The 23,625-nt window shown below is 58.3% G+C and carries 20 protein-coding genes and 1 pseudogene; 11 read left to right on the forward strand and 10 right to left on the reverse strand.

The window, feature by feature from the left end:
• The 7 genes and pseudogenes from HGP17_RS28740 to HGP17_RS33975 form a co-directional block, all read left to right on the forward strand.
• Positions 1-129, forward strand: a pseudogene (locus tag HGP17_RS28740) (bifunctional methylenetetrahydrofolate dehydrogenase/methenyltetrahydrofolate cyclohydrolase); the annotation flags it as partial.
• A gap of 112 nt (positions 130-241) precedes the next feature.
• Positions 242-1,375, forward strand: a complete 1,134-nt coding sequence (locus tag HGP17_RS28745) for an aminomethyltransferase family protein (RefSeq protein WP_168814459.1) — start codon at positions 242-244, stop codon at positions 1,373-1,375.
• Between the two features lie 9 nt (positions 1,376-1,384).
• Complete coding sequence (locus tag HGP17_RS28750) at positions 1,385-1,990, forward strand: dimethylamine monooxygenase subunit DmmA family protein (RefSeq protein ID WP_168814461.1); 606 nt, start codon at positions 1,385-1,387, stop codon at positions 1,988-1,990.
• Positions 1,987-2,952, forward strand: a complete 966-nt coding sequence (locus HGP17_RS28755) for a PDR/VanB family oxidoreductase (RefSeq protein ID WP_168814463.1) — start codon at positions 1,987-1,989, stop codon at positions 2,950-2,952. Before HGP17_RS28750 ends, HGP17_RS28755 begins: the two co-directional genes overlap by 4 nt.
• Positions 2,953-2,980: 28 nt before the next feature.
• Complete coding sequence (locus HGP17_RS28760) at positions 2,981-4,021, forward strand: DUF3445 domain-containing protein (protein ID WP_168814465.1); 1,041 nt, start codon at positions 2,981-2,983, stop codon at positions 4,019-4,021.
• A gap of 68 nt (positions 4,022-4,089) precedes the next feature.
• The gene (locus HGP17_RS28765) at positions 4,090-5,427 is read left to right on the forward strand and encodes an NAD(P)/FAD-dependent oxidoreductase (RefSeq protein WP_168814467.1); all 1,338 of its coding nucleotides are present in this window, start codon (positions 4,090-4,092) and stop codon (positions 5,425-5,427) included.
• Positions 5,428-5,540: 113 nt separating this feature from the next.
• The gene (locus HGP17_RS33975; protein WP_168814469.1) at positions 5,541-6,140 is read left to right on the forward strand and encodes a PAS domain-containing protein; all 600 of its coding nucleotides are present in this window, start codon (positions 5,541-5,543) and stop codon (positions 6,138-6,140) included.
• A gap of 235 nt (positions 6,141-6,375) precedes the next feature.
• Here the strand turns inward: HGP17_RS33975 and HGP17_RS28775 are convergent, their stop codons facing one another.
• Positions 6,376-8,745, reverse strand: coding sequence for a DUF1989 domain-containing protein (locus tag HGP17_RS28775; RefSeq protein ID WP_168814471.1), 2,370 nt, complete (start codon positions 8,743-8,745; stop codon positions 6,376-6,378).
• A 243-nt stretch (positions 8,746-8,988) separates the two neighbouring features.
• Here HGP17_RS28775 and HGP17_RS28780 point away from each other — a divergent pair, with 243 nt between their 5' ends.
• On the forward strand, positions 8,989-10,773 hold the full coding sequence (locus HGP17_RS28780; RefSeq protein ID WP_168814473.1) for an APC family permease: 1,785 nt from the start codon (positions 8,989-8,991) through the stop codon (positions 10,771-10,773).
• Between the two features lie 101 nt (positions 10,774-10,874).
• On the opposite strand, the gene HGP17_RS28785 is transcribed toward HGP17_RS28780, so the two are convergent.
• The 7 genes from HGP17_RS28785 to HGP17_RS28815 form a co-directional block, all read right to left on the reverse strand.
• Positions 10,875-11,693 (reverse strand): PhnD/SsuA/transferrin family substrate-binding protein, encoded by an 819-nt coding sequence (locus HGP17_RS28785; protein WP_246704275.1) that lies wholly within the window; start codon positions 11,691-11,693, stop codon positions 10,875-10,877.
• 5 nt (positions 11,694-11,698) lie between these two features.
• The gene (locus tag HGP17_RS28790; RefSeq protein ID WP_168814475.1) at positions 11,699-12,703 is read right to left on the reverse strand and encodes an ornithine cyclodeaminase family protein; all 1,005 of its coding nucleotides are present in this window, start codon (positions 12,701-12,703) and stop codon (positions 11,699-11,701) included.
• Positions 12,704-12,804: 101 nt separating this feature from the next.
• Positions 12,805-14,307, reverse strand: a complete 1,503-nt coding sequence (hutH, locus tag HGP17_RS28795) for a histidine ammonia-lyase (RefSeq protein WP_168814478.1) — start codon at positions 14,305-14,307, stop codon at positions 12,805-12,807.
• Positions 14,304-15,068 (reverse strand): histidine utilization repressor, encoded by a 765-nt coding sequence (gene hutC, locus HGP17_RS28800; RefSeq protein WP_168814480.1) that lies wholly within the window; start codon positions 15,066-15,068, stop codon positions 14,304-14,306. The genes hutH and hutC overlap by 4 nt, the downstream gene beginning before the upstream one ends.
• Positions 15,065-15,916 carry a MaoC/PaaZ C-terminal domain-containing protein gene (locus HGP17_RS28805; RefSeq protein ID WP_168814482.1) on the reverse strand — a complete coding sequence of 284 codons (852 nt, stop codon included), beginning with the start codon at positions 15,914-15,916 and terminating at the stop codon, positions 15,065-15,067. Before HGP17_RS28805 ends, hutC begins: the two co-directional genes overlap by 4 nt.
• A 370-nt stretch (positions 15,917-16,286) precedes the next feature.
• Positions 16,287-17,528, reverse strand: coding sequence for an FAD-dependent oxidoreductase (locus tag HGP17_RS28810; RefSeq protein WP_168814484.1), 1,242 nt, complete (start codon positions 17,526-17,528; stop codon positions 16,287-16,289).
• Positions 17,525-17,842 (reverse strand): MocE family 2Fe-2S type ferredoxin, encoded by a 318-nt coding sequence (locus HGP17_RS28815; RefSeq protein ID WP_168814489.1) that lies wholly within the window; start codon positions 17,840-17,842, stop codon positions 17,525-17,527. Before HGP17_RS28815 ends, HGP17_RS28810 begins: the two co-directional genes overlap by 4 nt.
• Before the next feature lie 187 nt (positions 17,843-18,029).
• Between HGP17_RS28815 and HGP17_RS28820 the strand changes: the two genes are divergently transcribed.
• Positions 18,030-19,064, forward strand: a complete 1,035-nt coding sequence (locus HGP17_RS28820; protein WP_168814490.1) for a LacI family DNA-binding transcriptional regulator — start codon at positions 18,030-18,032, stop codon at positions 19,062-19,064.
• Positions 19,065-19,229: 165 nt separating this feature from the next.
• Here HGP17_RS28820 and HGP17_RS28825 read toward each other — a convergent pair whose 3' ends face one another.
• Together HGP17_RS28825 and HGP17_RS28830 are read right to left on the reverse strand one after the other, a co-directional pair.
• A complete protein-coding gene (locus HGP17_RS28825) occupies positions 19,230-20,264 on the reverse strand; it encodes a sterol desaturase family protein (protein WP_168814491.1) in 1,035 nt (344 codons plus the stop codon).
• A gap of 175 nt (positions 20,265-20,439) precedes the next feature.
• A complete protein-coding gene (locus tag HGP17_RS28830; protein WP_168814492.1) occupies positions 20,440-21,369 on the reverse strand; it encodes a sugar ABC transporter substrate-binding protein in 930 nt (309 codons plus the stop codon).
• A gap of 229 nt (positions 21,370-21,598) precedes the next feature.
• Here HGP17_RS28830 and HGP17_RS28835 point away from each other — a divergent pair, with 229 nt between their 5' ends.
• Positions 21,599-22,432 (forward strand): TIM barrel protein, encoded by an 834-nt coding sequence (locus tag HGP17_RS28835; RefSeq protein WP_168814494.1) that lies wholly within the window; start codon positions 21,599-21,601, stop codon positions 22,430-22,432.
• A 50-nt stretch (positions 22,433-22,482) separates the two neighbouring features.
• A complete protein-coding gene (locus tag HGP17_RS28840) occupies positions 22,483-23,610 on the forward strand; it encodes an S-(hydroxymethyl)glutathione dehydrogenase/class III alcohol dehydrogenase (protein WP_168814496.1) in 1,128 nt (375 codons plus the stop codon).
• The last annotated feature ends 15 nt before the right edge of the window (positions 23,611-23,625 follow it).

Genomic DNA, 23,625 nt, shown 5'->3' on the forward strand with positions numbered 1-23,625 from the left:
GCCGCCGATGTTGCGGCTGCGATCACGCCGGTTCCGGGCGGTGTCGGACCGATGACGATTGCCATGCTGATGGCCAACACCGTCATCGCAGCCCACCGCACCGCCGGCAGAAAGCCGCCGAAGTTTTGAGAGAAATCCCATTCGGCGGGGGCGAAAAAACCCGCCGGATTGTCTTGCCAAGGCGAGAAAGACGATTATAGTCAGGAAATAAATATTCCGTAGAAGAAAATGAGGGAACGAAATGGCTTTATCATGGCGTTTCTCCGCCTTGGCGGACCGGCACCGTGCACTGGGATCGAAACTCGAGGACTGGAGCGGTATGGGAACCGCCTGGACCTACGATAAGGACATGTCGCAGGAGCATGTCGCGATCCGCACCAAGGCCGGGCTGATGGACGTTTCCGGTCTCAAGAAAGTCCATCTTGTGGGGCCGCATGCCATAGCTGTGCTCGACTATATCACAACCCGCGATATGTCCAAGATCTATCCCGGCCGCTCCGTCTACGCCGCGATGCTCAATGACCGCGGCTATTTCACCGACGACTGCATCGTGTATCGCACCGGCCCGAATTCCTGGATGCTGGTCCATGGCTCGGGGTCGGGACATGAGGAGCTCGTCAAGCAGGCGGCGGGCCGTAACTGCGCCGTTCTTTTCGACGACGATCTGCACGATCTGTCGCTGCAGGGACCAGCGGCGGTCGACTATCTTGCAAAATATGTCCCGGGTATCCGTGATCTCAAGTATTTCCATCACATGCAGACGACGCTGTTCGGCGTGCCCGTGATGATCTCGCGCACGGGTTATACCGGCGAACGCGGTTATGAAATCTTCGTGCGGGGCCAGGATGCACCGATGGTCTGGGACCGTATCGTCGCGGAAGGCGAAGAAATGGGGATCATTCCCTGTTGTTTCAGCGTTCTCGACATGCTGCGTGTCGAAAGCTACCTGCTGTTCTATCCCTACGATAACTCGCAGATGTATCCTTTTGCCGATCAAGCGCCCGGCGACAGCCTCTGGGAGCTTGGTCTCGATTTCACAGTCAGCCCCGGCAAGACCGGTTTCCGAGGGGCAGAGGAGCATGCTCGCCTCAAGGGCAAGGAGCGCTTCAAGATTTTCGGCATGCTGATCGACGCCGACAGCCCGGCCGACCTCGGTGACGAAGTCTATGCCGACGGCAAGAAGGTCGGCGTCATCACGTGCCCCTGCTATTCGACGCTGACGAAGAAATCCATGGCGATCGCGCGTCTTGACGTCGATAAAGCCGTTCAGGGCACGAAGCTGGAGGTTCGCGGCAAGAGCCTCAAGGCAAGTGCGATCGCTCATACCTTGCCATTCGACGACCCGGAAAAGAAGAAGAGGACGGCCGTCGGTTAGGAGGCATCTATGCTTGTCGAAGGCATAAAAAGCCGGCCTGTTTATCGAGGTCTGACGATCCAGCCGCATGCTCGCCGCCATCTCTTCGTCCTGGAGGGCGAGGGAGCCAATGCGCTCCTGGAGCTGGGTACCGCGCTTGATGCGCAGGTTTTGTCTCGCAGCGAAATTCTCTATGTGGCGCGTGGCTCACAAGGCACGGGTCGCGACGAGATGCTACGCAAGCTCGGCGCCGACATGTTTTTCACGGCGCCGACTATTGCGACCCTGCTTTTCCGGTTGAGAGGATCGCTCTCGACTGCTCACATGGGCACGCGCATCTATATTGCCGGGACCGAGGGCTTCATCGGCCAGGCCATGATGGTCGCGCTCGATTTCGGCGTCGATCATGCCTCGATCATCACCGAACATCGAGGGTCGCTCGCCCGACGCGTGCAATGCGTACACTGCAAGGGAATTACCGAAGACGTGACGCAGAGCCCGTTTTCATGCAGCCATTGCGGACTGCCCCTGCTGGTGCGCGATCATTATTCGCGTCGCCTCGGAGCTTTTCAGGGTGTCAATATCGATGCCGAAGAGCCCGGCAGGGCGCCTGAGCCGGAGGAGTTGTTTCTGTGAGTGGTGGTACAGAAATTCCGGTTCGCGTCGCCAAGGTGACGCCCGTCGCAGACCGTATCAAGCGCTTTCGTTTCGAGCGCCTCGATGGCGAGCCGATGCCCTATTTTTCCGGTGGCGCTCACGTCATCGTATCGATGAACGATGAAGGGCACGTTCGTCGCAATGCCTATTCGCTGATGTCGCCGCCGCATGATTGCTCGGCCTATGAAATCAGCGTGCTGCGCGTCGAGGAATCGCGCGGCGGCTCTGCCTTCATGCACGAAAAGGTGAGGGAAGGCGACGAGCTGAAAGTCAGCTACCCGGTCAATCTTTTTCAGCCGGATTGGCGTGGCCGCAAGCACCTGCTGATTGCCGGGGGCATCGGCATCACTCCCTTCATCGCGATGATGGAGCAGTTTGCGCGCGAGGGTGCCAATTTCGAACTGCATTATGCCATACGCTCCCTCGACCGCGGTGCCTATTGCCAGGAGCTCATCAACAGATATGGCGCGCAGCGCGTGAAGATCTATTGCGACGCCGATCGCAACTATATCCCCGTCACGCGCCTTCTGGACAGCCAGCCGCTCGGCACGCATCTTTATGTCTGCGGTCCAGCCGGCATGATCGATGGCGTCCTGAAAGCGGGCGTCGAAGCCGGATGGCCGCACCAAAATCTGCATTCAGAACGTTTCCTGTCTTCCCAGCCCGGCAAGCCGTTTTCAATCGTGCTCACCCGATCTGAAAAGACCGTGCATGTGGGCCATCATGAGAGCATGCTGGAGGCAATCGAGGCTGCGGGCGTCGATGCGCCCTTCCTCTGTCGCGGCGGTGCCTGCGGCCAGTGCGAGACAGGTGTTGCGGCCTGCGACGGCAAGCTTCTGCACAATGACGTCTATCTGACCGATGAAGAAAAGGCTTCCGGCCGAAAGGTCATGATCTGCGTCTCCCGTTTCGAGGGGAACGCGTTGCATCTCGACCTCTAGACACAGGCCGATACCGAGGAGAACGGATATGGCAATCGCCTTCAAGCAGGAAACCTTTCGGGACGATTTCACCTATCGCAACAGTCCGGAAAACATCCGGCGCTTCCCGTTTCCGTTCGACCGTGACGAATACATGTACTCGGTCAATATGGAGCCGCATGTTAAGGGCCGGCCCGATACGGTTTTCGAAAGCCTGATCGATGTCGACGAGCACTATGTCGCCGAAATGCATGATCGTGCGCTGGTGCTGAAGGAAGATCCGCTTCGCTACCAGGCTCTGCCGCACATGATGACGGCGCAGTGGGATACGCTGGAGCTGCTGATGGAGGAGCAGGCGGCCGGCTACCCCGAACACTTCACGCTCATTCGCAATAGCGATCAATGGCGCTGGATCAATCGGCCGCTCGGGATTGACGACACATTTACCTTCGGCGACGCCTCGACCTTGCCTTACGAACCCTTCGAATACATCACGCGTCAGGCGCAGGGTGATTTCTGCATCGTCGATCAGCGCGACGGCAATCTTTGGATGGATGCCGGCATGGTCACGACACAGGCCGACTGGTCGCTCGACTTCGATATCGGCATGAACTTCATGGAGTGGCACGGCCCTGTACCGCTCGCCCATCAGAAGGGCATCTTCGATCGCGCGCTCAAATTCCTGCTCAATCTGCAGCAGGGCAAGCCGACAAGGCGGTTCAACTGGACGATGACGATCAATCCTCGTCTCGATACCAGCCCGGAGAATTATCCGAAATGGGGCACGGATCGAACGACTGTCACCCCTGACAACGTCGGAGACAAGGTACATCTGCGCGTGGAACTGCAGAGCCTGTGGCGCTTGCCGCGCTCCAACGCGATCCTCTTCGTCATTCGCTGCTATCTCATGAACATGAACGAATTGGTGACCGTGCCGAAATGGGCACGCCGTTTCCCGCGTGTGCTTAAGACGCTGCCGCCTGAGCTTATCGATTACAAGGGCCTAACGCGCTACCGCGAAATGACGATCGATTGGCTTTCCAAATATGACGATGGAGCTGAAACCAGCCCCGGCATTTTCCCGGATTGATGCCGGACGCCGCGCCCAAGGACCGCATGCAATAAGAACTTCGATATAATCGAGAAGGGGAATGCGACATGACACGAGTTGCCGTTATCGGTGCCGGACCTTCAGGACTTGCCCAATTGCGGGCCTTCCAATCGGCAGCGCAGAAGGGCGCCGAAATCCCGGAAATCGTTTGCTATGAAAAGCAGGCGGATTGGGGTGGATTGTGGAATTACACGTGGCGGACCGGTCTGGACGAGTATGGCGAGCCGGTGCATGGCAGCATGTACCGCTATCTCTGGTCAAACGGCCCGAAGGAATGCCTGGAATTCGCCGATTATTCCTTCGAAGAGCATTTCGGCAAGCCGATCGCCTCCTATCCGCCCCGCGCGGTGCTCTGGGACTACATCAAGGGGCGCGTCGAAAAGGCCAACGTGCGCAAGTGGGTGCGCTTCAGTACGCCGGTGCGGATGGTGCGCTTCGACGAAGACACGAAGAAGTTCACGGTAACGGCCCATGATCGCACCCAGGACCGGATGTATGACGAAGAGTTCGACTACGTCGTCGTCGCAAGTGGCCACTTCTCGACACCGAATGTGCCTTACTTCGAAGGCGTGAAGACATTCAACGGCCGCGTTCTCCACGCCCATGACTTCCGCGATGCGCTTGAGTTTAAAGGCAAGGACGTCTTGCTCGTCGGCCGCAGCTACTCCGCCGAGGATATCGGCTCGCAATGCTGGAAGTATGGCGCCAAATCGGTCACCACCAGCTACCGGTCGAAGCCAATGGGCTTCAAATGGCCTGAGAATTTTGAAGAGCGGCCATTGCTGACACGTCTCGAGAACAAGACGGCGTACTTCCTCGATGGTTCGTCCAAGAATGTCGATGCGCTGATCCTCTGCACGGGCTATCAGCATCACTTTCCGTTCCTGCCCGATGAATTGCGCCTCAAGACAGCCAACCGCTTGTGGGCCGATCATCTCTACAAGGGCGTGATCTACGACAAGAACCCGCAGCTGTTCTACATCGGCATGCAGGACCAGTTCTACACCTTCAACATGTTCGACGTGCAGGCCTGGTGGGCCCGCGATGTCATGATGGGACGCATCAAGTTGCCGCCGGAAAGCGAGCTGCAGGCAAACTTCGACAAATGGCGCGCCCGCGAGGAAACGCTGGAAGATGCCGAACAGATGATCTGGTATCAGGGCGATTATGTGAAGGAGCTACTCGCCGAGACGGATTATCCGAGCTTCGACATCGAGGGCACGAATAAGACCTTCATGGAGTGGGAGCATCACAAAGCCGAAAACATCATGGGCTTCCGGGACCATGCGTATCGCTCGCTGATGACCGGCAACATGTCCCCGAAGCATCACACGCCTTGGGTTGATGCGCTTGACGACTCTATGGAAGAGTATCTGCGCAACTGATTTTGTCGACACGTGTTCGCGTAAACCGCCAGGGGAGCCAAACGCATCCCTGGCGGGCTGTTTGAGTTGAAGCGAGGCGATCTTATCGGCAACTTTTTCTCCGGGTAGTCTTCATGGATTTCCAAACCAGTGTCCTTGGCCGCATGAGCGGCTTTCTTTACCGCTGCCGCGCTGATGAAAACTATACGATGCTGGACATGACCGATGGCATAGAGCGGATCTTCGGCTACCGCGTCGACGAGATTGTCGGCAACCGAGCGCGAACCTTCACCTCGATCATGTGTGAGGACGATATCCCGCTCATGGACGAGGTTGTCGGCAGAGCCTTGGAACACCGTGCCAACTGGACGATGGAATATCGCATTCGCCATCGAGAAGGCCATTTCATCTGGGTCACGGAGACTGGCGGTGGTGTCTGGGATGAAGCTGGCGAGCTTCTCTATCTCGAAGGCAGCATCATCAATATCGAGTCGCTCTATCAGCGGCTCGACGAGCAGACCGCCGACATGCGGATTACGGCATCCAAGACAAACGAGATCCTCCAGTCTTTGCGCTATCTGAAGCTGCTGGCGGTCAACGCCGGCATCGAGGCCGCCAGAGCAGGAACGGCCGGTTCCGGTTTTGCCGTGTTGGCAGCGGAGATGCGGACGCTTGCCAATTCTTCTGAAGAAGCTGCGCGCGCGATCTCGAATGCGCAACGAAAATCCGAATAGTATCGGGCTCGAAACTCAGGCCGTAGTCTCATAGATGCGAAGCCACTTATCGGAAGCCTGACTCATCGCGTTCGAACTTCCATGCGATTGCCATATTCAACACATTCCCGAATGACACGTCCGGATGAGATGACGTGTATAGAAAGCGCGTCGCATCGCTGCCGTCGCCAATAATAATCTCGTCGATGATGTCTTCTGCGCCCTAGAAAGCGAATTTAAAGAATAGCGGCTTGCTTCAGGAGCGCGGCCGCGTCTTCTGCGGGTCGTAGTGCGAGAGGGGCACGATAACTGCCGGGAGCCGCTTCTGCTGACCGTCCAGCTTGCCGATCTCGACCTTGGTGCCAACGGCCGCATGCATGACGTCGACGCGCGCAAGCGCAATGGTCTTCCCAAGGATCGGCGATCGTGTTGCGCTCGTGACCACACCAACCTGGGCGCGACCGATGTGAATACAATCGCCATGTCCAACGGCGTCGTTGGCCTCGACATCCAATCCCACCATCAGATACCGAGGATTCTCCTTGCGTCGGATCAGCGCCTCGCGACCGATAAAATCATCCATCTTCGATTTTAACGGCACGGTAAAGCCGATACCAGCTTCAAAAGGATCGGTCTGATCGGTGAACTCATGATGGGCGAAGATCAGGCCCGCTTCGATACGCACCATGTCCAGTGCCTCCAGGCCCATCGGCTTCAAACCATAGGGTTCGCCCGCTTTCCAGACGGCATCGAAGACGGCTTCGGCGTCTTTCGGATGACAGAAGATCTCATAACCGAGCTCGCCGGTATAACCGGTTCGCGAGACGACAACCGGCGCGCCTTCGAAGTGGCCGATGCGCCCGACAGTGAAACGGAACCACTCCACTTCGCCGATCGTCGGCTGGCGCGGAGCGGTCCAGATGATCTCTTTCAGAATGTCGCGGCTCTTCGGGCCTTGCAGCGCGATATTGTGCATCTGATCCGTGGAGGAGCGGACCCACGCCTTGAAACCCTTCTTCTCCGCCTGCTCGCGCAGCCAGATGCCGCTATAATCGTCGCCGCCGATCCAACGAAAGTTCTTGTCACCGAGACGGAACACTGTGCCGTCGTCGATCATGCCGCCGTTTTCGTAGCACATAGCCGTGTAGACCACCTGGCCGGTCGACAGCTTGCGGACATCGCGGGTGACGCAATATTGCAGCAGCTCTTCCGCATCCGGTCCCGTCACCTCGAATTTGCGCAGCGGCGAAAGGTCGATGACCACAGCCTTTTCACGGCATGCCCAGTATTCTTCGACCGGCCCCTCGGAGGAAAACCGGTTGGGCAGCCAGAAGCCGCGATACTCGGTGTAATCCCGCGTCAATGCGGAAAGGCGAGGGTGAAATGCGGTTTCCCGCGTCAGTTCAGCGTCGGCGTCAGGGGTCATGCGATAGGCTACCGCTCGTGAGAATTTCTCTTTTCCGGAAAAGGTGCGGACATGGATGTCGGTCGGGTCCCAGCCATTAGCCGCGTCGATATCGTCAGGGCAGGAAGAGGAAACGCAGACGAGATCCGTCAGCGCCCGCATCAGCACATAGTCACCCGGCCGCGACCAGGGCTCATCAAGATAGAGCTGATTGTTGTGATCCACATTCGTATTGTAGAAATAGTTGAGCGCTTCCCAGCCTTTTCTGCCGGGAACGCCATAGGGTGCCAGGGCCGCATTGAAATTGTCCGTGCAGTTCACATGCCCCGGATATCCCATATCGTCGTAATATCGGGAGTTACAGGCAGTCGCGAACGCATCGTGACGACCGACCGTATCCTGTACGACCTCCACCAGCGGCTCGAAATCTCGGTCGAAGGCCTTGGAAGGCAGGCCGGGCGCCGGATAGCTGCGGCCAAGCAGGGTACGCGTGACGGTGGAATCCAGCGCGAGATCCAGCCCCTTGTCGATCTTGCGCGCTGAGAAGGCCTGAAAGTCCGTGCACTGCCGGCCATAAACATCGATGATCTGAATGAATTCGCCTGCACGGACGAAATAGGCCGATGCAGTCGCCGCCTTGATGCGAATATCCTCGATCGGATCGGCGAGCGGTTCGGGCAGCGCCGATGTGTAATCGCGAATGATCGTCGTCCGGCGGATGCGAACCTCGATCGGCGTTGCCGTATCCTGAGCCTCGGGCGACATGGCGGTCGCAGGCGCGCAAACGATCAAAAGACCTTTCAAGGCAATGGTGAATTCAGCGGTGCTGCCCGGCGACGATATCTCGCCGAAGACGCGGACTGCACCGGCCTTGCCAAGATCGGCGTTCCGGCGTTGCAAAGCCTGGCGTACGCGAGACGCGCTCTCCTCCTTTGAGGCGAGAACGGCTTTCAATCCTTCCGCCGCACAGGTGAAGGCAGAGCCCAGTCCTGCCGATTGAAACTGGCCGGTTTCATCGATGAAGGAGAGCTCGCAGGCCTGGCCACCCTCGCTATCGGTCAACGTGACGCGATCACCCGCATCGACGCGCACGATCAGCGTTCCACCACCTTTGCAGCGATAGCGCTCCGTGTCCTGCGGCAGCACCGGAATGCCCGGATAACGAATGATGCTTGCCGAAACAGGACGTACTCCGGCGATCGGCGGATGAAGTTCTCGCATAGGACCCTCACGGGAATTCGAGGTGCGTCGCGGCACCGAATTCATGCTGACAAAATGCCATCGGAAAGTAAAGTGATGTTGACTAAAAAGAAAATATCTTCACTATGTATAAAGGACTTGTTTCTGGAATCCGCGCACAGACGTGGCTCATGAAAACCTCCAGCAAGCCCCGAAATGCCATGGGAGGCACGTTCAGGGAGACGTACGAGAGATACGTCCGGAACAAAATGGGGAATTTCAACAATGACGGATATAGTGGACGCCGGCGCTTCAGCCGGCACCGAAGGTAAGCTTATACGCGCGCTGGACTGGAAGGGCGCGTTCTGGGTGGCTGCGGGCGTGCCGCCACTTGTTCTCTTCTCCATCGGCGGCATCGCCGGTACGACGGGCAAGCTCGCCTTTGTCGTATGGATCATTTCGATGGTCATGGGGTTTCTGCAGTCTTTTACCTATGCCGAAATTGCCGGCATGTTCGCCAACAAATCGGGCGGCGCCTCGGTTTATGGCGCAACCGCCTGGCTGCGATATTCTAAATTCATCGCCCCGCTTTCCGTTTGGTGCAACTGGTTTGCCTGGTCGCCGGTGCTCTCTCTCGGCTGCGCCATCGCTGCGGGCTATATTCTCAATGCCTTTTTTCCGATCCCTGCCGCGGACTCCCAAGCCGTCCTCAGCTGGGTCAGCGCGCATGCGACCTCCATCGCACCCGACAGTCCAAGAATTGCCGAATATATTACAGCCCATGCCGGAACGTCGCCGCAGGATGCGCTCAGCGCATTACTCAGCGCCGATGGCGTAGCAGCATTGACGCCTGCCATCCGCAGCTGGTCCCTGATCACCTTCAACATCCCGCTTCTTGCCACGGCCAACATCAATGCCACCTTCTTCATCGGTGGCATTCTGATGCTGATCATCTTCGCGATCCAGCATCGCGGTATCTCCGAAACGGCCAGCGTGCAGAAGTGGCTGGCTATCATCGTTCTCGTGCCGCTGCTCATCATCGGCCTTTATCCGATCGTCAGCGGTCAGATCGTCTCGGCCAACGTGACCGGTCTCGTTCCACCCACTGCCGCTTATGCCGGCACCGACGGAAGCTGGAGCAATGGCGGCTGGACGCTGTTTCTCGGTGGCCTCTACATCGCCGCATGGTCGACCTACGGTTTCGAAACCGCGGTTTGCTATACGCGCGAACTGAAGAACCCCAAGACCGATACGTTCAAGGCAATCTTCTATTCCGGTCTTGCCTGCTGCATCTTCTTCTTCCTCGTGCCGTTCGCCTTCCAGGGCGTGCTCGGACATGCCGGCATGCTGGCACCGGGCATTGTTGACGGTACTGGCGTCGGTGAAGCATTGGGCGGCCTGATCGGCGCCGGCCGCATCGTTACCCAGCTCCTCGTTATCCTGATGATCCTGGCGCTGTTCCTGGCCATCATGACCGCGATGGCGGGCTCGTCGCGGACGCTCTACCAGGGCTCCAAGGACGGCTGGTTGCCGAAGTATCTGGAGCATGTCAACGAACATGGCGCGCCGACCAGAGCGATGTGGACGGACTTTGCCTTCAATCTCGCTCTTCTTGCCATCGCATCGGATACCAGCGGATATTTCTTCGTGCTGGCCGTCTCCAACGTGGGCTACATCATCTTCAACTTCCTGAACCTCAATTCGGGATGGATCCATCGCATGGACTCCGGCCACGTCGAGCGTCCCTGGAAGGCGCCGACTTGGCTGATCGGCCTCAATACGATCCTCGCTTTCGTCAATGCACTCTTCCTCGGCGCAGGCGCCAAGGTATGGGGTTATGCGAACGCGCTCTGGATCGGCTTTGCATTCGCGGCCCTGATCCTGCCGGTCTTCGCCTATAGGCACTATGTGCGAGACGGCGGCAAATTCCCGGCGGGAGCCATGGACGATCTCGGCCTCGTCGGCCAGGATCTCGGCGTCAAGAAAGCCGGAATTCTGCCCTATCTGGCGCTGCTCGCAGGTCTCGCCATCGTGCTGATCGCCAATTGGGCTTTCCAATTGCCCGCATAGCGAACCGCTCGATCCGCATCAATCATCCTCGCCGGTAGATCATGCCGGCGAGGATTTCCATTGAAAGAGACAGCATCGTCGCCACGATGTGTCCCGGCATACTACCACGGCGCGCCGAGTGCCTCGTCCACGGCTCGAGCTCGTGCCGGCAACTGTTCATAGGCGGCAGTATCCGGTTTGGCGAAGGCCATCAGTCCGAGCGCGTTTAGGATATCACGCCCCTCTCTATCCCGGTGCATCTCAAGAAGCGCGTGCTGGAGCGCGCTGGTGGTGCTGGGTGGCTGATGCCGGGCCGCAACGAAGAGAGGAAAGGGTGCCGGCTTCGTCGTTGCGACCACGCGCAGTGGGGCGATCATCTCCGGTTCGTGCAATTGCAGCAACTGGTAGGCATAGGCATCGATTGCGCCGACATCGATCGTGTTGTTGCGGATTGCCTCGATCACGCCGCGTGGATTGAGGAGCGGGCCGACAGTCTTGTCGATAGCACCGCCGTTCGCCAGTTCAGCGGCAAACTCCCGCGGTGCATTATATCCGGATTGAGAATCCCGCACGGTCCAGCCCCAGCGGACCGTGGCAAGTTCCGCTGCCGTCAAAGACCTGCCATGCGCAGCCACGATGTGGCTGGCATAGACCGGTTCGCCTGCAGCCCAATCCGCAACCGAAACAGGCGCAGCTATCGGCAGCGGCCGTTCATCCGGTTCGTACCGCGAGAACGGAAAGCCGCACATGAAAACGACGCCCATATCCGGTCGTGCCCAAAGCTCGGACAGAGGCGCAGGCGGCGCATGGAGAACGATCTCGATCTCGATGCCGGCTTGGCCTGCAAGCCACCGAAACAGCCGATCCCATAGCCCGGATATTTTGGGGCTGAGATTATACATCCGCGAACAGGCAATGACCGGTGAACTGGGCGCCGTCATGGCGGTCACGCAAAGCGAAGGCGTTGACCGATGTTCATGCGCTTGGCCTTGTCGACCATCGCAGCCCCGAGCGCCACATCGGTCGTGCTGAGACCGCGGTGCCAGAAAAGGATGGTTTCGTCATCGCTTTCGCGGCCTGGCTTGGCGCCACAGACGATCTGACCGATCTCCGCATGCAGGTTTTCCGCGGTCACCTTGCCTTCATCGACATGACGGCGCAGGGCGCCAAAAGGACGTCCAGGACCGCACTGGCCCCAATCGTCGACCACGACCTTGTCCATGATATCCGTCAGATCGAATTCGAGCGCACTCATCGTGCCATAGGGGACGACGAACGCACCCTTCTTGACCCAGGTCGTCTTGAAAAGCGGGGTCGGCTCCGGCAGTCGGCTCGCCTCGATCATGATGTCGGCGCCCTTGAGGCAATCCTCCCAGTTATCAGTCACGATGATCTTCTTGCCGAGATCTTTTTCAAGCCGGGCGGCAAAGGCATCGCGGCTTTCGGGACGGCGGGAGTGGATGCGAATTTCATCGAAATCAAAGAGATGATCGAGCAAGCGTACATTCCAGTAGGACGTGCCGCGCGCGCCAATATGGCCGAGGATCTTGCTATCCTTGCGGGCGAGGTGGCGGGCGCCAATCGCGGTCACGGCTCCAGTCCGCATATCCGTAATGGCTGTCGCGTCGACGATCGCCTTCGGAACGCCTGTGCGCGGGTCGAAGAGATTGAGCACGGCCAGTTCCGATGGAAGTCCCTGCTTGTAATTGTCGACAAAATCGCCGACCACCTTGACGCCGGCGTAGTCGAGCGGCTTCACGTAGCCGCGCAACACGTTGAAATGTCCCTTGTCGGAGCTTTCCGGCACCAGATGGACACGGGGTTCGATCACGGTCTCGCCACGTCCCTGTGCATCGAGCGCCTTGCTAACCGCATCGAGAATTTCATCGTTGGACAGGGCCAAAGCCTTGGCATCGATGGCGTTCAGATAGTCGATCCAGATTTCCTGCATTGCCGTTCTCCAGTGTCATTGCCGGCAGCGCCGGTTGTTTGTTTTGTGCAAAATCTACGAAGCTTGCCGTAATGGTTGTCCGAGGCAGAAGGCTATTTTCCCTATGCCGAGTTATTCGCGATGAAAGCCGCCAGGTTCTCGACGTCCGGTCCCTGGGCGCGATCCTCTCCGAGCGGAGATATGAGATTGCGGACTTGGCGATAGGCCTGCCCGGTACCTGTACCAAGCTCGCCGTCTACGCCACGCAGTTCGACCGCTTGCGCCGAAACGATCAGCTCGATAGCGACGAGATAGCGCAGGCGCTCGATAATGGCCTCCGTCTTCGCCAAAACGCTTGGAGCCATCGAAGCCTGATCTTCGATCCCGTCAGCGACAGGGATCGGCGTGAGCGATATCGGCATCGCGAAATGGCGTATCTCCGCCTCCAGCGCCGAGACTGTCTTTTGCACGGTTGCAAAGCCGTTGCGGCTCTGACCGAGCGACGTGAGAAAGCGTGGAAGCTCCGACATCGCAGCCGACATGATTTTCATCGTGCGATAGGCGGTTGCTGCCGCACAATGCGCCATCGCCTGTCCCAGGCGCTCCCAAGCTAGGACAAAAGCCGTCATGTCGAAATTGCCGTGCGAAAGGATAAGGCCTTCATCGGCGAGAACGACGGGATTGTCGCCAGAGCTTGCGATTTCGATCTCGGTGATGTCACGGGCTTCGCCAATCGCGTGCGAAAGCGCGCCCCAGACTTGTGGCGCGCAACGATAGCTCAAGGGGTCCTGCAAGCGGCGAGCAGCACCGTCCAACAACAAGGAGCTGCCGGAGAGCAGATCCCGGAGCCGAGCTGCCGCTTCGCGTTGGCCGAAGGCTGGGCGCGCAGCCAAGGCGCGATCGTCGAATGCCGACACATTGGCCCTGAACGCCTCGAAATTCAGGGCGAGGGCTGCAAGCGACCAGCCGAACAATCGTTCGATATCCTCGATGCATAGGCAAGCTCTGCCGACCGACAGGCTGTTGGCGACGACAAGAACGTGTCCATCCTTCGGTGCGAAGGGCAGGGGCTCAAGTCCAGCCTTGATCAAGGCCTCGCTGGCAGGCATCACCACACCATCGACTTCAGCTTCGCCATCGCCGAGCAAGGCACGGCCCATATGGGCCAGCGGCGCAAGATCTGCCGCACCGATCGAACCGAGAGACGGCACGACCGGATGAAAACCCGCATTCAGCGCCGCCACCAGGCCTTGAAGGACGGGCAGCGATACGCCGGAACCGCCGGCCGCCATACCGGCAACGCGGGCGGCCATCATCGCGCGAACTATTTCGCGGGGCAGATTTGCGCCAACACCGACCGCACGCGCCTGCGGCACGCGCAGCTGAAACGCAATGAGATCGTCCGTCGCAAGCCTTGTGTCGACACCGGCACCCAATCCCGTCGTCAGCCCATAGACCGGCCGATCGGCCTCGAGATACCGATCCACAACGGCGCGGGCGGAAACAATCCTGTCTTCGACTGCAGGCGCAAGCACGATGCGCGCATCGTGCCGTGCGATGGCGGCGATGTCATTGATTGTCGGAGGAGTGTCGGTGAGGGAAACGATGTTGCCGCCCTTGTTCATTTCAGTCTCTCTCCCAGAAGAGCGATCGGTTTCATCCGCCCTTTAGCCGAGCGGGCCTCCAGTCGGTATTTGTCGCCGGGATACGTCAGGAGCGCACAGGTCACGACAGCTTCACCGGACCAGGTCCGCCGAAATACGCGCAGGCAAGGCCGATCGGCCTCGATATCGAGCAGCTCGCGGATCGTCATGTCCGGCTGTATCGCCTCGACGAAATGTTCGAACTCGGTGATGGGCGCCACGCGCGTCAGATATTCGTTGGGCGTTATCGACCTGAAGTCATTTGCCAGATAGTCGGGGGCGATAAGCGGATTGACATAGCGCTCTTCGACCTGGATCGGCTGCCCATTCTCGAAATGGACGATCAAACTATGCAGGACCTCGGTGCCCGGCTCCAGATCGAGCGATTGCGCAACATCCACATCGGCCGCGATTCGATCGGCGATCATGACGTTCGCCATATGCCGATGGCCGCGGCTGTTTATTTCGTCGGCGATATTCTTGATTTGCAGCAGGTCGATATCCTGGCGCTGCGCGCTGACGAACGTTCCGAAGCCCGCGCGGCGGGTCAGCACGCCTTCGAACATCAGCTCGCGCAAGGCTCTGTTCGCCGTCATCCGGCTGACGCCGAACGAAGAAACCAGCTCGCTTTCTGAGTAGACGCGATCGCCGGGTTTCAATTCGCCTTTGGCGATCATGCCGGTGATCGTTTCCTTGATCCGCAGATAATGCGGTGGGTCGCTCTGCGTCTTCACGGCGCTCATGCCAGCCTCGCATGACCGTAATCGAGGACCGTGGCATTTCGCGCCGGCACGCGAGCGCGGAAATGAATATCTGACTTTTCTCGCCAGATGTCGAATTCCAGCGCATCTCCGGGAAAGACTACTGCCGTAAACCGCGCAGCGATAAAGCCGACATCAACCAAGCCTTCGGCCACCACCGAGCGTGCGATGGCATAGCTCGCATAGCCGAAAGTGCAAAGCCCATGAAGGATCGGGCGCGGAAACCCAGCGCCCGCAGCATAGGCGGGGTTCGCATGCAGCGGATTGAGATCACCGTTCAAGCGATAGAGGAGGGCTGCATCTGCCGGCACCTTGATCGTGAATACGGCGTCGGCGCTCCGATCTGGGACAGGGTGAAGCGGCTCGAGCGGTTTGCCCGCCGATCCACAGCCGCCATCACCACGGCAGGCGTTCGTCTGTATGACGCTGGCAATCGGCGTCTCGTCACCCTCCGCCACGATGGTCCGCTCGGAGGTTGCAAACATGCCCTTATCCGGGCCGCGATCAACAACGGAAATCACGCGTGAATGCGAGCGAAGCGGCGTGCCAAGAGGAATTGGCCGGTGGATCGTCAACCGTTGCTCGGCATGGACAAGCTGCTGCCAATCGACACCGGCTTCTTCCATCAAAGGGCCTGGATCGGCGACCACATTTGCCAGGGTCGGCGTGACGATAAGATCTCGCTCCACCAGCCGGCGTAAATGCGCGCCATCGACGGGCTCGGCCCCATATCCTGTCGAGAGCGCATACAAGATCGCGTCACGCGCGTTAACGGTTTGCCGAACATCCGGTATCGGAAATTCCATAAGCGAGGCAGCGGATACGGGCACGATCAATCTCTCGGTTTCACAACTGGTTTGTCAGCGAGGCTGAGGGCCGATGTGACGATGGTCGTGTCACATGAAGGAGGTGCTGCCGCTTCTCTGGAACCGATAGTCTGCATCGAACTGCCCAATCGTCGTTGGCTGTATATACAGGCATACGATTTGAGCGTCGGCAAGGGTAATAATCTTACTCGATAAAAATAGACGCGCGCCAAAACCAGAAGGCAGCTATAGCATTGCCATCGCTGCCTTCTGGCGGAACGCAATTTGAGAGGGGGACGGCAAATCGCCGAACATCGACCTGACGGCTTAACAGTCGTGGGGTGAACGATATTCTAGTCTCAAGCCATGATCACACGCCGTTCGCTTTCACATATCATGCCGCCCTCGGTAACAAGGACTTCAAGTTTACATCGGCTGCCAGCGCCTCGACTGATGGACACGCCCGCCTAGCGATCAGCATCTCGCTGAGCTTGATATCCTTGGCGACCTTGTTGCCCGGACCCACACCGCTTGCCGCGACCAGCCTCTGCCCTTCGTCAAGGTGAAACAGAATGAAGGCGCCATCGCTCAGATCTCTGCGAATGGTCGTGTACCCCTCATCGACAAGTCCGGCGATCTGCAGCGTGTGATCGAACTGATCAGACCAGAAGTAAGGAACTGCCTCATAATCGTTTGTTGCGCCTGCCAGATTTGCCGCTGCGAGCGCGCCTTGGTCTTGCGCGTTTCGCCATGCCTCCAGTCGAAGTCGGCGTCCGTTATAGAGCGGGTGAGGGAACGAACAGCAGTCGCCGGCGGCATAGATGTGATCGACGGATGTCTGGAGACGAGCGTTCACGACAATCCCGTTATCCACCATGATCCCGGCCTTCATCGCAAGTTCCGTACGCGGTTGAGCGCCGATGCCGACAACCAGCACATCCGAGATGATCTCCGCTCCATCGGTGAGCGAAATAGCGACGCGCCGCTCATCGGCCTCGATGCCACGCACCGTAACCCCGCATCTGACGACGACGCCATTGTTTCTATGCAGCCCTTCGATCGTTTCGGCAATCGCCTGCGGCACGCCACGCTTCAGAACGCGCTCCTGCGATTCGATGACAGTGACGGTTGCTCCACGGCTACGAGCCGAAGCTGCGACCTCAAGCCCGATAAACCCGGCACCGAGTATCGCCACTTGCATCCCTGGCCGGATCCAGGGACGAAGCGCCACGGCATCGTCGATCGTCCTAAGGTAGAGAATACGCGGGCTTGGCGGCACATTCGCCAGTCGTCGAGGCGCAGCCCCGGTCGCCAGAAGTAGTTTCTCGTAGGCCACCGATCGGCCATCCGATAGCGCCACATTTCTGGCATCGGCATGAATAGCGCCAACTTGCGTTTCACCGATATGCCTTATCGCCCTCTCTCGCAGCATGAGATCGCCAAGGACCGTCGGCGCCGAAGGGAAAGCCTCGGCAAGCAACATCTGTTTCGAAAGAGGCGGCCTTTCATACGGCAGGTGAACTTCGTCACCAATGAGAGTGACGGGATGCGGGTAGCCATTGTCTCTTAGGCTCAAGGCTGCCCGCGCGCCGCATTCACCAGCACCGACGACCACAATACCAGCATGGCCGCTCATGCGCCGACGCCGATCATGATGCGATCACCTTCCACTTTCACTGGATAGGTCCTCAGATTGACGCAGACTGGCGCGCCCCGGGCCTCGCCCGTCTTATAGCTGAAGCGGCCATTGTGTTTCGGACATTCGATGGTGTCATCCATCACCAGCCCATCCGCCAGGTGAATCTTCTCATGCGTACATAGGCCGTCGGTCGCGAAAAATTCGTCGTCGGGGCTTCTGTAGATGGCAAAGCTCTGCCCTGCATGATCGAACCGGATAACATCTTCCGGCTCGATGTCATCGGCCGCACAAGCGTCGATCCATGTCGTCATTTCCGTCCTCCTTGTCATCGCAAGCGGGCGCTGGCGCCCGCATGAAAATAATTGGATGCGGAGGAGAATCAGAGGGTTAGACCCTTATCGATCGACGCCTTTCTCCTCCGGCTGATTTCAACCATGCGCTAATTAGGCCTTCACATTCCATGTCGATTATGATCATTTTTCCTCAAGGAGGAGCGGCATGAAAAAGACCCGGCTGGTCGACATTGCAGCGGCGGCAGGCGTGGGTCTTGCGACCGTTGAGCGTGTTCTCAATGAAAGAGGAAGCGTCAAGCCGCAGACGGCAGAAAAGGTCCTGCTGGCTGCAAAGCAGCTTGGCTATAAGGGATTGATCCCGAACCTCTATCGCGGCACCATCCGCATAGAGGTGATGCTCGTCAGGCCTGAATCGCCCTTTTTCAGCAGACTCAACCAAGCGTTCGAGCGCATTGCCGCTTCGCTAGACAGTTCGATCGCGCTTCATCGCACTTTTGTCGAAGAGGGCGACCCGGAGAAATTCGCCGCCTACATTGCCAATCGCAATATCCGCCGCCACGGTTTGATTGTCGTTGCCGTCGATCATCCTAAGATCACCGAGAGCTTGAGAGCCGCCCGCGCCGCTGGCGTCGAAGTCGTGCAGATCGTGTCCTACACCGGTGGCCGCGACGATATATTCGTCGGTATCGACAACTACGCGGCAGGACGAACCGCAGGTTTCTACATGTCGCGGATGCTTGGCCATGCGAAAGGCAATGTGATCGCCATCTGCCATAGCTGGGCCTATCAGATACACAAGGAGCGGGTCCGGGGCTTTTCGGATTATCTCGCGAGCCACAACAATCCCGCCCTTCAGTTTTCGGAGGTGATGTTTGGCCTTGATGATGATGTGCGATCCGCCGAGGCGTTGACACAGGCATTGCGACGCGATGCCAATCTGGTGGGCATCTACAATGCAGGCGGCGCCAATCTCGGCGTTGGCTCAGTGCTGCAGCGCTATCGGGATCGCGAAAAGAAGGATTTCGTCTGGGTCGCTCACGAACTCAACGATGAAACGCGCCGTTTCATCGCATCGGGCCTGATGACGCTCGTTCTCGATCAAGCGCCGGAAACGCAGGCGAGGCGCGCCTTGGACACGGTTCTGTCTCGGCTGAAGATTATCGATGTGCCTGTGAGCGGGGAACCGGTTCCGTTTTTGACATTCACCGCGGAGAATATCGGGCGCGCTTCCGTGCTCTGATACATGAATTAAGACCGGAGCCTGCGGAAGGAGGACCGCAGGCTCCGGCATTTCCCGCCATCAACGGCCGCGTCGCCGGTAGCGGGGGGAGAACCTAATGTCGCATATGGAGCACAGGATGCTTTTGACAAGCCCTTGAGATCATTGCTCCAGTGCAAGCACCATCTAGTTGGCAGTCCCCGAGCGACGTGCCTGCTTCTCGGCATATTTTCTTGCTCGCTCCATGAAACGCTTGTTCATGCGATCCTCTGCATCCCTTGAGCCGTCGTGGAACGTTCCGAACCATTTATCGAGCGGAATGACGCCATCGGCATAATTGCACTCGAAAAACTTGTGATGCAGGTAGTGGTCGTAGGCATGCGTATCGATGGCGGTATCGTCGCCGATGACGATCTTGTCGAATCCAGCATGTCCAGGCGCCGGTGCAAGAGCGGCGTGCGTCAGATGAAAGAGCGCATGGATCGGACTGGAGGGCACGATCCAGTGGATGAGGACACCGGAGAAATACAGCAGATGCTCGACGGGATGCATCGCCAGACCTGACCAGGGGCCGGGATTGACATTGTTATGATGCAGCTTGTGGACAGCATGATAGAGCGGCGGCCAGTGGATCAGCCGGTGCACGAGATAGAAATGCAGATCGCGAAACGCCGGGATCAAGATCATCACGATCGTGCAGTAAATCGGATGCGCGGCAAAATCGACATAGGGAATGATACCGTTCGCAAAGGCCCAGAGCGTCAGGACTTCAAAGCCGGTCCAGAGAGGCACAGCACTCGCAAACGTCCAGATAACATTGTCGACCGTTTGATTGCTGAAGAGAAATGCGGAGTTGTCCTTCGATGGCCATTTTCCGTTATATTTGAAGGACGTACCCTGCTTCTTCTGCATATAGAGGCGCAGATGAAACGCGCCGAAAAACAGGAAGACGAGCGTAGCGTTGCGCAGAAGGAGATAGGCGATCCATCCGGGAGCCAGGGTCTTCATTGTCTCCATCGACGGTGTTGCGTAAAGCCATAACAGCGTGCCGACGATGGCATAAATGGCATTCCAGGGCATGAGATAGCCCGGATATCCGAAAAACCACTTCAGAAATGCCAGTGGCCGAGCCGGCCAGGTGAAGACTGGCGGATATTTGAGCAGCTTTGTGGGCTTCCAATCCCCACGCTTGTCGCGCGTCCCGTAAAGCGTGTCGTCCATGATGTTGCCTCCCAATTGGCGAATGTCGTGCAATCAATCTCCGTCAAGCCGGCCGGCGACGACAGCAGAGTTTTGATGAAATTTCATCACGACCGAGCGGGTCTTTCCCCGCATGCAAAGAGGGAGGCCACTGGCCTCCCGAAATTGGCAAGAACCGATCAGGCTGTAGTCCAGATCAATTGAGGTGCTCGAACTGAACCATGTTGTCCTTGGTCACCAGCTTGAAGGGGATCCAGACCTCCCTGTCGATCTGCTCTCCCTTCACCGCTTTCATCGCGGTATCGACCGCACCTTGGCCCTGTGATTTTGCGTCCTGAAACACGGTAACCTTGAGGTCGCCTGCCTTCATGGCCTGGAGCGCATCCGGGGTTGCGTCGATGCCGGCAACGATGGTCTTGTCCGTCGAGCCGCCAGCATTCTTGATTGCGGCAATCGCACCGAGTGCCATCTCATCATTGTTTGCAATAACAGCGTCGAAGGACAGGCCTGACGTCAGCCAGTTCGACACGAGATCGGCACCGTCAACACGGCTCCAGTTTCCGACCTGTTCGCGAACGACCTTGATACCGCTGCATTCGGCCGATTTCAGCACGTCATGCACATCCTGCGTCCTCTGACGCGCCGCCTGGCTGCTGAGATCCCCAACCATGATGACGATATTGCCTTTGCCCCCAAGCAGGCGACAGACTTCTTTCGTTTGCAGCGTTCCGGATTCGGTTTCATTCGATCCGACGAAGGCCTGCTTTGAGGCCAGGGTGGAAAGATCCGTCGGTTGGATATTGACATAGATCAAAGGGATGCCGGCGTCCGCGGCGATCTTGCTGATGGCGGGCGTGCCGTCGGAATCCACTGGATCGACGATGATGGCCGAGACGCCGCCGGCCGCGAAATTGCGCACCTGATCCAGCTGTTTGTTGACGTCGTTGGCCGCATCGACCACCTGCAAGTCGAGACCCTTGCTCTTCGCATAGTCCTGCATGCCATTGGCGATCAATGTCTGGAAATTAGTCGTCAGATAGCCCATCGAAACGCCGATCCGATCGGCAGCCTCGGCCTGCGTCGACAATATAAGAGCAAGCGCGCTTGCGCTCAGAAATTTCAGCATGGTTTCCTCCCAGAACGCGGCAATTCGAACGGCCGCCTCGAGAAGAGTTAGCGATAGCGCCGGATGACGTCCGAGAGTATTTTGATGAAAAACCCTCATGAGCGCTAAGTGAGACGGGCGAACACATCGCGTTTGCAATGAAATGGCGCGGTGATCAAAAGCCATCACTGCATGATCTGGCAAAGAGGTACGATCCGTGATCAGACCCTTTTGAGGTAAGGGAGGAACCATGCAGACCATGCTTATTTTTCAGTCGCTCTGGGCCATGGAGCGACGTAGCGCCGTACATCCGGAGCTTTCCCTGGAGCAAAATATCGAGAAGATCGCGGCTGCCGGCTTCGATGGTATCAGCACGCATTGGTATGACCGGGATGTCGTGCGCCGCGTGTCGGGGTTGCTCAAACAGCATGGCCTCCAGGCCGAGGGGCAATGCTTTCCCAAGACAATCGACGATCTGAAGCCGGTTCTGGAGATCGCCGCCGAATATCATGTGCATCACATTTGCCTGCAGCCCGATGTGCGCCTGCGACGGCTCGAGGACTGTATTTCGCTGCTTGAGGGCTGGCAGCGTTTAGCCGATGAGGCTGGCATCGATGTCTGGATCGAAACGCATCGCGATCGGATGACGACCGATCTGTTCTTTACGCTGGATTTGCTGGATCGAATGCCGGATCTGCGGCTGCTGGGGGACATCTCTCATTTTCTGGTCGGCCGAGAATTCGCCTGGCCGGTATCCGACGAAAACCATGCGCTCATCCATCGGATACTGGATAATTCCTGGGCCTTCCACGGCCGTGTTGCCTCGCGCGAGCAGGTTCAGATCGAGATCTCCTTCCCGCACCACAGGCCTTGGGTCGATCTCTTCCTCGGCTGGTGGGATTATGGCTTCAGGAGTTGGCGCAAGCGCGCAGATCAGGATGCAACGCTTGCGTTTACGTGCGAGTTGGGGCCGAAACCTTACGCTATTACCGGAAGGGATGGTGAGGATACCACCGACCGCTGGGAGGAATCATTGCTGATGCAGCAGGAGATACGCGCGCTGTGGGCAAAGACATCGAATTGATCTATCGCGTCAATTTTTAGAATTATATCGTTGATTTTGGAGGGATTTCCATGGACGTAAGAGCAGCAGTCGCGGTTCAGGCCGGCAAGCCGCTTGAGGTGATGACGGTTCAGCTTGAGGGCCCAAGGGCTGGTGAGGTGCTGATCGAGGTCAAGGCGACCGGTCTCTGCCACACCGATGATTTCACCCTGTCGGGTGCCGATCCCGAGGGACTGTTCCCCGCCATCCTCGGCCATGAAGGTGCCGGCATCGTCGTTGATGTCGGACCGGGTGTGACCTCGGTGAAGAAGGGCGATCACGTCATTCCGCTCTATACGCCCGAGTGCCGCGAATGCCCCTCCTGCCTGTCGCGCAAGACCAATCTCTGCACGGCGATCCGCTCGACCCAGGGCCAGGGTGTGATGCCGGACGGCACCTCGCGCTTCTCGATCGGCAAGGACAAGATCCATCACTATATGGGCTGCTCGACCTTCGCCAACTACACCGTGCTGCCGGAGATTGCCGTTGCCAAGGTCAATCCCGACGCTCCCTTCGACAAGATCTGCTATATCGGCTGCGGCGTCACGACGGGCATCGGCGCCGTCATCAACACCGCCAAAGTGGAGATGGGCGCAACCGCAATCGTCTTCGGTCTCGGCGGTATCGGCCTCAACGTCATCCAGGGCCTGAAGCTTGCCGGTGCCGACATGATCATCGGCGTCGATCTCAACAATGACAAGAAGGCCTGGGGCGAGCGCTTCGGCATGACGCATTTCGTCAATCCGAAGGAAGTCGGCGACGACATCGTGCCCTACCTCGTCAACATGACGAAGCGCGGTGCCGATCAGATCGGTGGCGCCGACTATACCTTCGACTGCACGGGCAATACCAAGGTGATGCGCCAGGCGCTGGAAGCCTCGCATCGCGGCTGGGGCAAGTCCGTCGTCATCGGCGTTGCCGGCGCCGGACAGGAGATCTCGACGCGTCCATTCCAGCTGGTGACGGGTCGCTCTTGGATGGGAACGGCCTTCGGCGGCGCCCGTGGTCGTACCGATGTTCCGAAGATCGTCGACTGGTACATGGAAGGCAAGATCCAGATCGATCCGATGATCACCCACACCATGCCGCTCGAAGACATCAACAAGGGCTTCGAACTCATGCATTCCGGAAAAAGTGTCCGAGGCGTCGTCATCTATTGATGGGCGCGCGTATGC

The organism is Rhizobium sp. P38BS-XIX (assembly GCF_012641435.1).
In the GTDB taxonomy this organism is placed as follows: domain Bacteria; phylum Pseudomonadota; class Alphaproteobacteria; order Rhizobiales; family Rhizobiaceae; genus Rhizobium.

What these genes read in the sequence shown, in the direction of transcription:
- HGP17_RS28840 (WP_168814496.1), top strand. Translation starts at nt 22,483, where the DNA reads ATGGACGTAAGAGCAGCAGTCGCGGTTCAGGCCGGCAAGCCGCTTGAG.
- HGP17_RS28790 (WP_168814475.1), bottom strand. Translation starts at nt 12,703, where the DNA reads ATGCAGGAAATCTGGATCGACTATCTGAACGCCATCGATGCCAAGGCT.
- hutC (WP_168814480.1), bottom strand. Translation starts at nt 15,068, where the DNA reads ATGAGCGCCGTGAAGACGCAGAGCGACCCACCGCATTATCTGCGGATC.
- HGP17_RS28810 (WP_168814484.1), bottom strand. Translation starts at nt 17,528, where the DNA reads ATGAGCGGCCATGCTGGTATTGTGGTCGTCGGTGCTGGTGAATGCGGC.
- HGP17_RS28835 (WP_168814494.1), top strand. Translation starts at nt 21,599, where the DNA reads ATGCAGACCATGCTTATTTTTCAGTCGCTCTGGGCCATGGAGCGACGT.
- HGP17_RS28775 (WP_168814471.1), bottom strand. Translation starts at nt 8,745, where the DNA reads ATGCGAGAACTTCATCCGCCGATCGCCGGAGTACGTCCTGTTTCGGCA.
- HGP17_RS28760 (WP_168814465.1), top strand. Translation starts at nt 2,981, where the DNA reads ATGGCAATCGCCTTCAAGCAGGAAACCTTTCGGGACGATTTCACCTAT.
- HGP17_RS28785 (WP_246704275.1), bottom strand. Translation starts at nt 11,693, where the DNA reads ATGACGGCGCCCAGTTCACCGGTCATTGCCTGTTCGCGGATGTATAAT.
- HGP17_RS28825 (WP_168814491.1), bottom strand. Translation starts at nt 20,264, where the DNA reads ATGGACGACACGCTTTACGGGACGCGCGACAAGCGTGGGGATTGGAAG.
- HGP17_RS28780 (WP_168814473.1), top strand. Translation starts at nt 8,989, where the DNA reads ATGACGGATATAGTGGACGCCGGCGCTTCAGCCGGCACCGAAGGTAAG.
- HGP17_RS28765 (WP_168814467.1), top strand. Translation starts at nt 4,090, where the DNA reads ATGACACGAGTTGCCGTTATCGGTGCCGGACCTTCAGGACTTGCCCAA.
- HGP17_RS28820 (WP_168814490.1), top strand. Translation starts at nt 18,030, where the DNA reads ATGAAAAAGACCCGGCTGGTCGACATTGCAGCGGCGGCAGGCGTGGGT.
- hutH (WP_168814478.1), bottom strand. Translation starts at nt 14,307, where the DNA reads ATGAACAAGGGCGGCAACATCGTTTCCCTCACCGACACTCCTCCGACA.
- HGP17_RS33975 (WP_168814469.1), top strand. Translation starts at nt 5,541, where the DNA reads ATGGATTTCCAAACCAGTGTCCTTGGCCGCATGAGCGGCTTTCTTTAC.
- HGP17_RS28750 (WP_168814461.1), top strand. Translation starts at nt 1,385, where the DNA reads ATGCTTGTCGAAGGCATAAAAAGCCGGCCTGTTTATCGAGGTCTGACG.
- HGP17_RS28830 (WP_168814492.1), bottom strand. Translation starts at nt 21,369, where the DNA reads ATGCTGAAATTTCTGAGCGCAAGCGCGCTTGCTCTTATATTGTCGACG.
- HGP17_RS28745 (WP_168814459.1), top strand. Translation starts at nt 242, where the DNA reads ATGGCTTTATCATGGCGTTTCTCCGCCTTGGCGGACCGGCACCGTGCA.
- HGP17_RS28815 (WP_168814489.1), bottom strand. Translation starts at nt 17,842, where the DNA reads ATGACGACATGGATCGACGCTTGTGCGGCCGATGACATCGAGCCGGAA.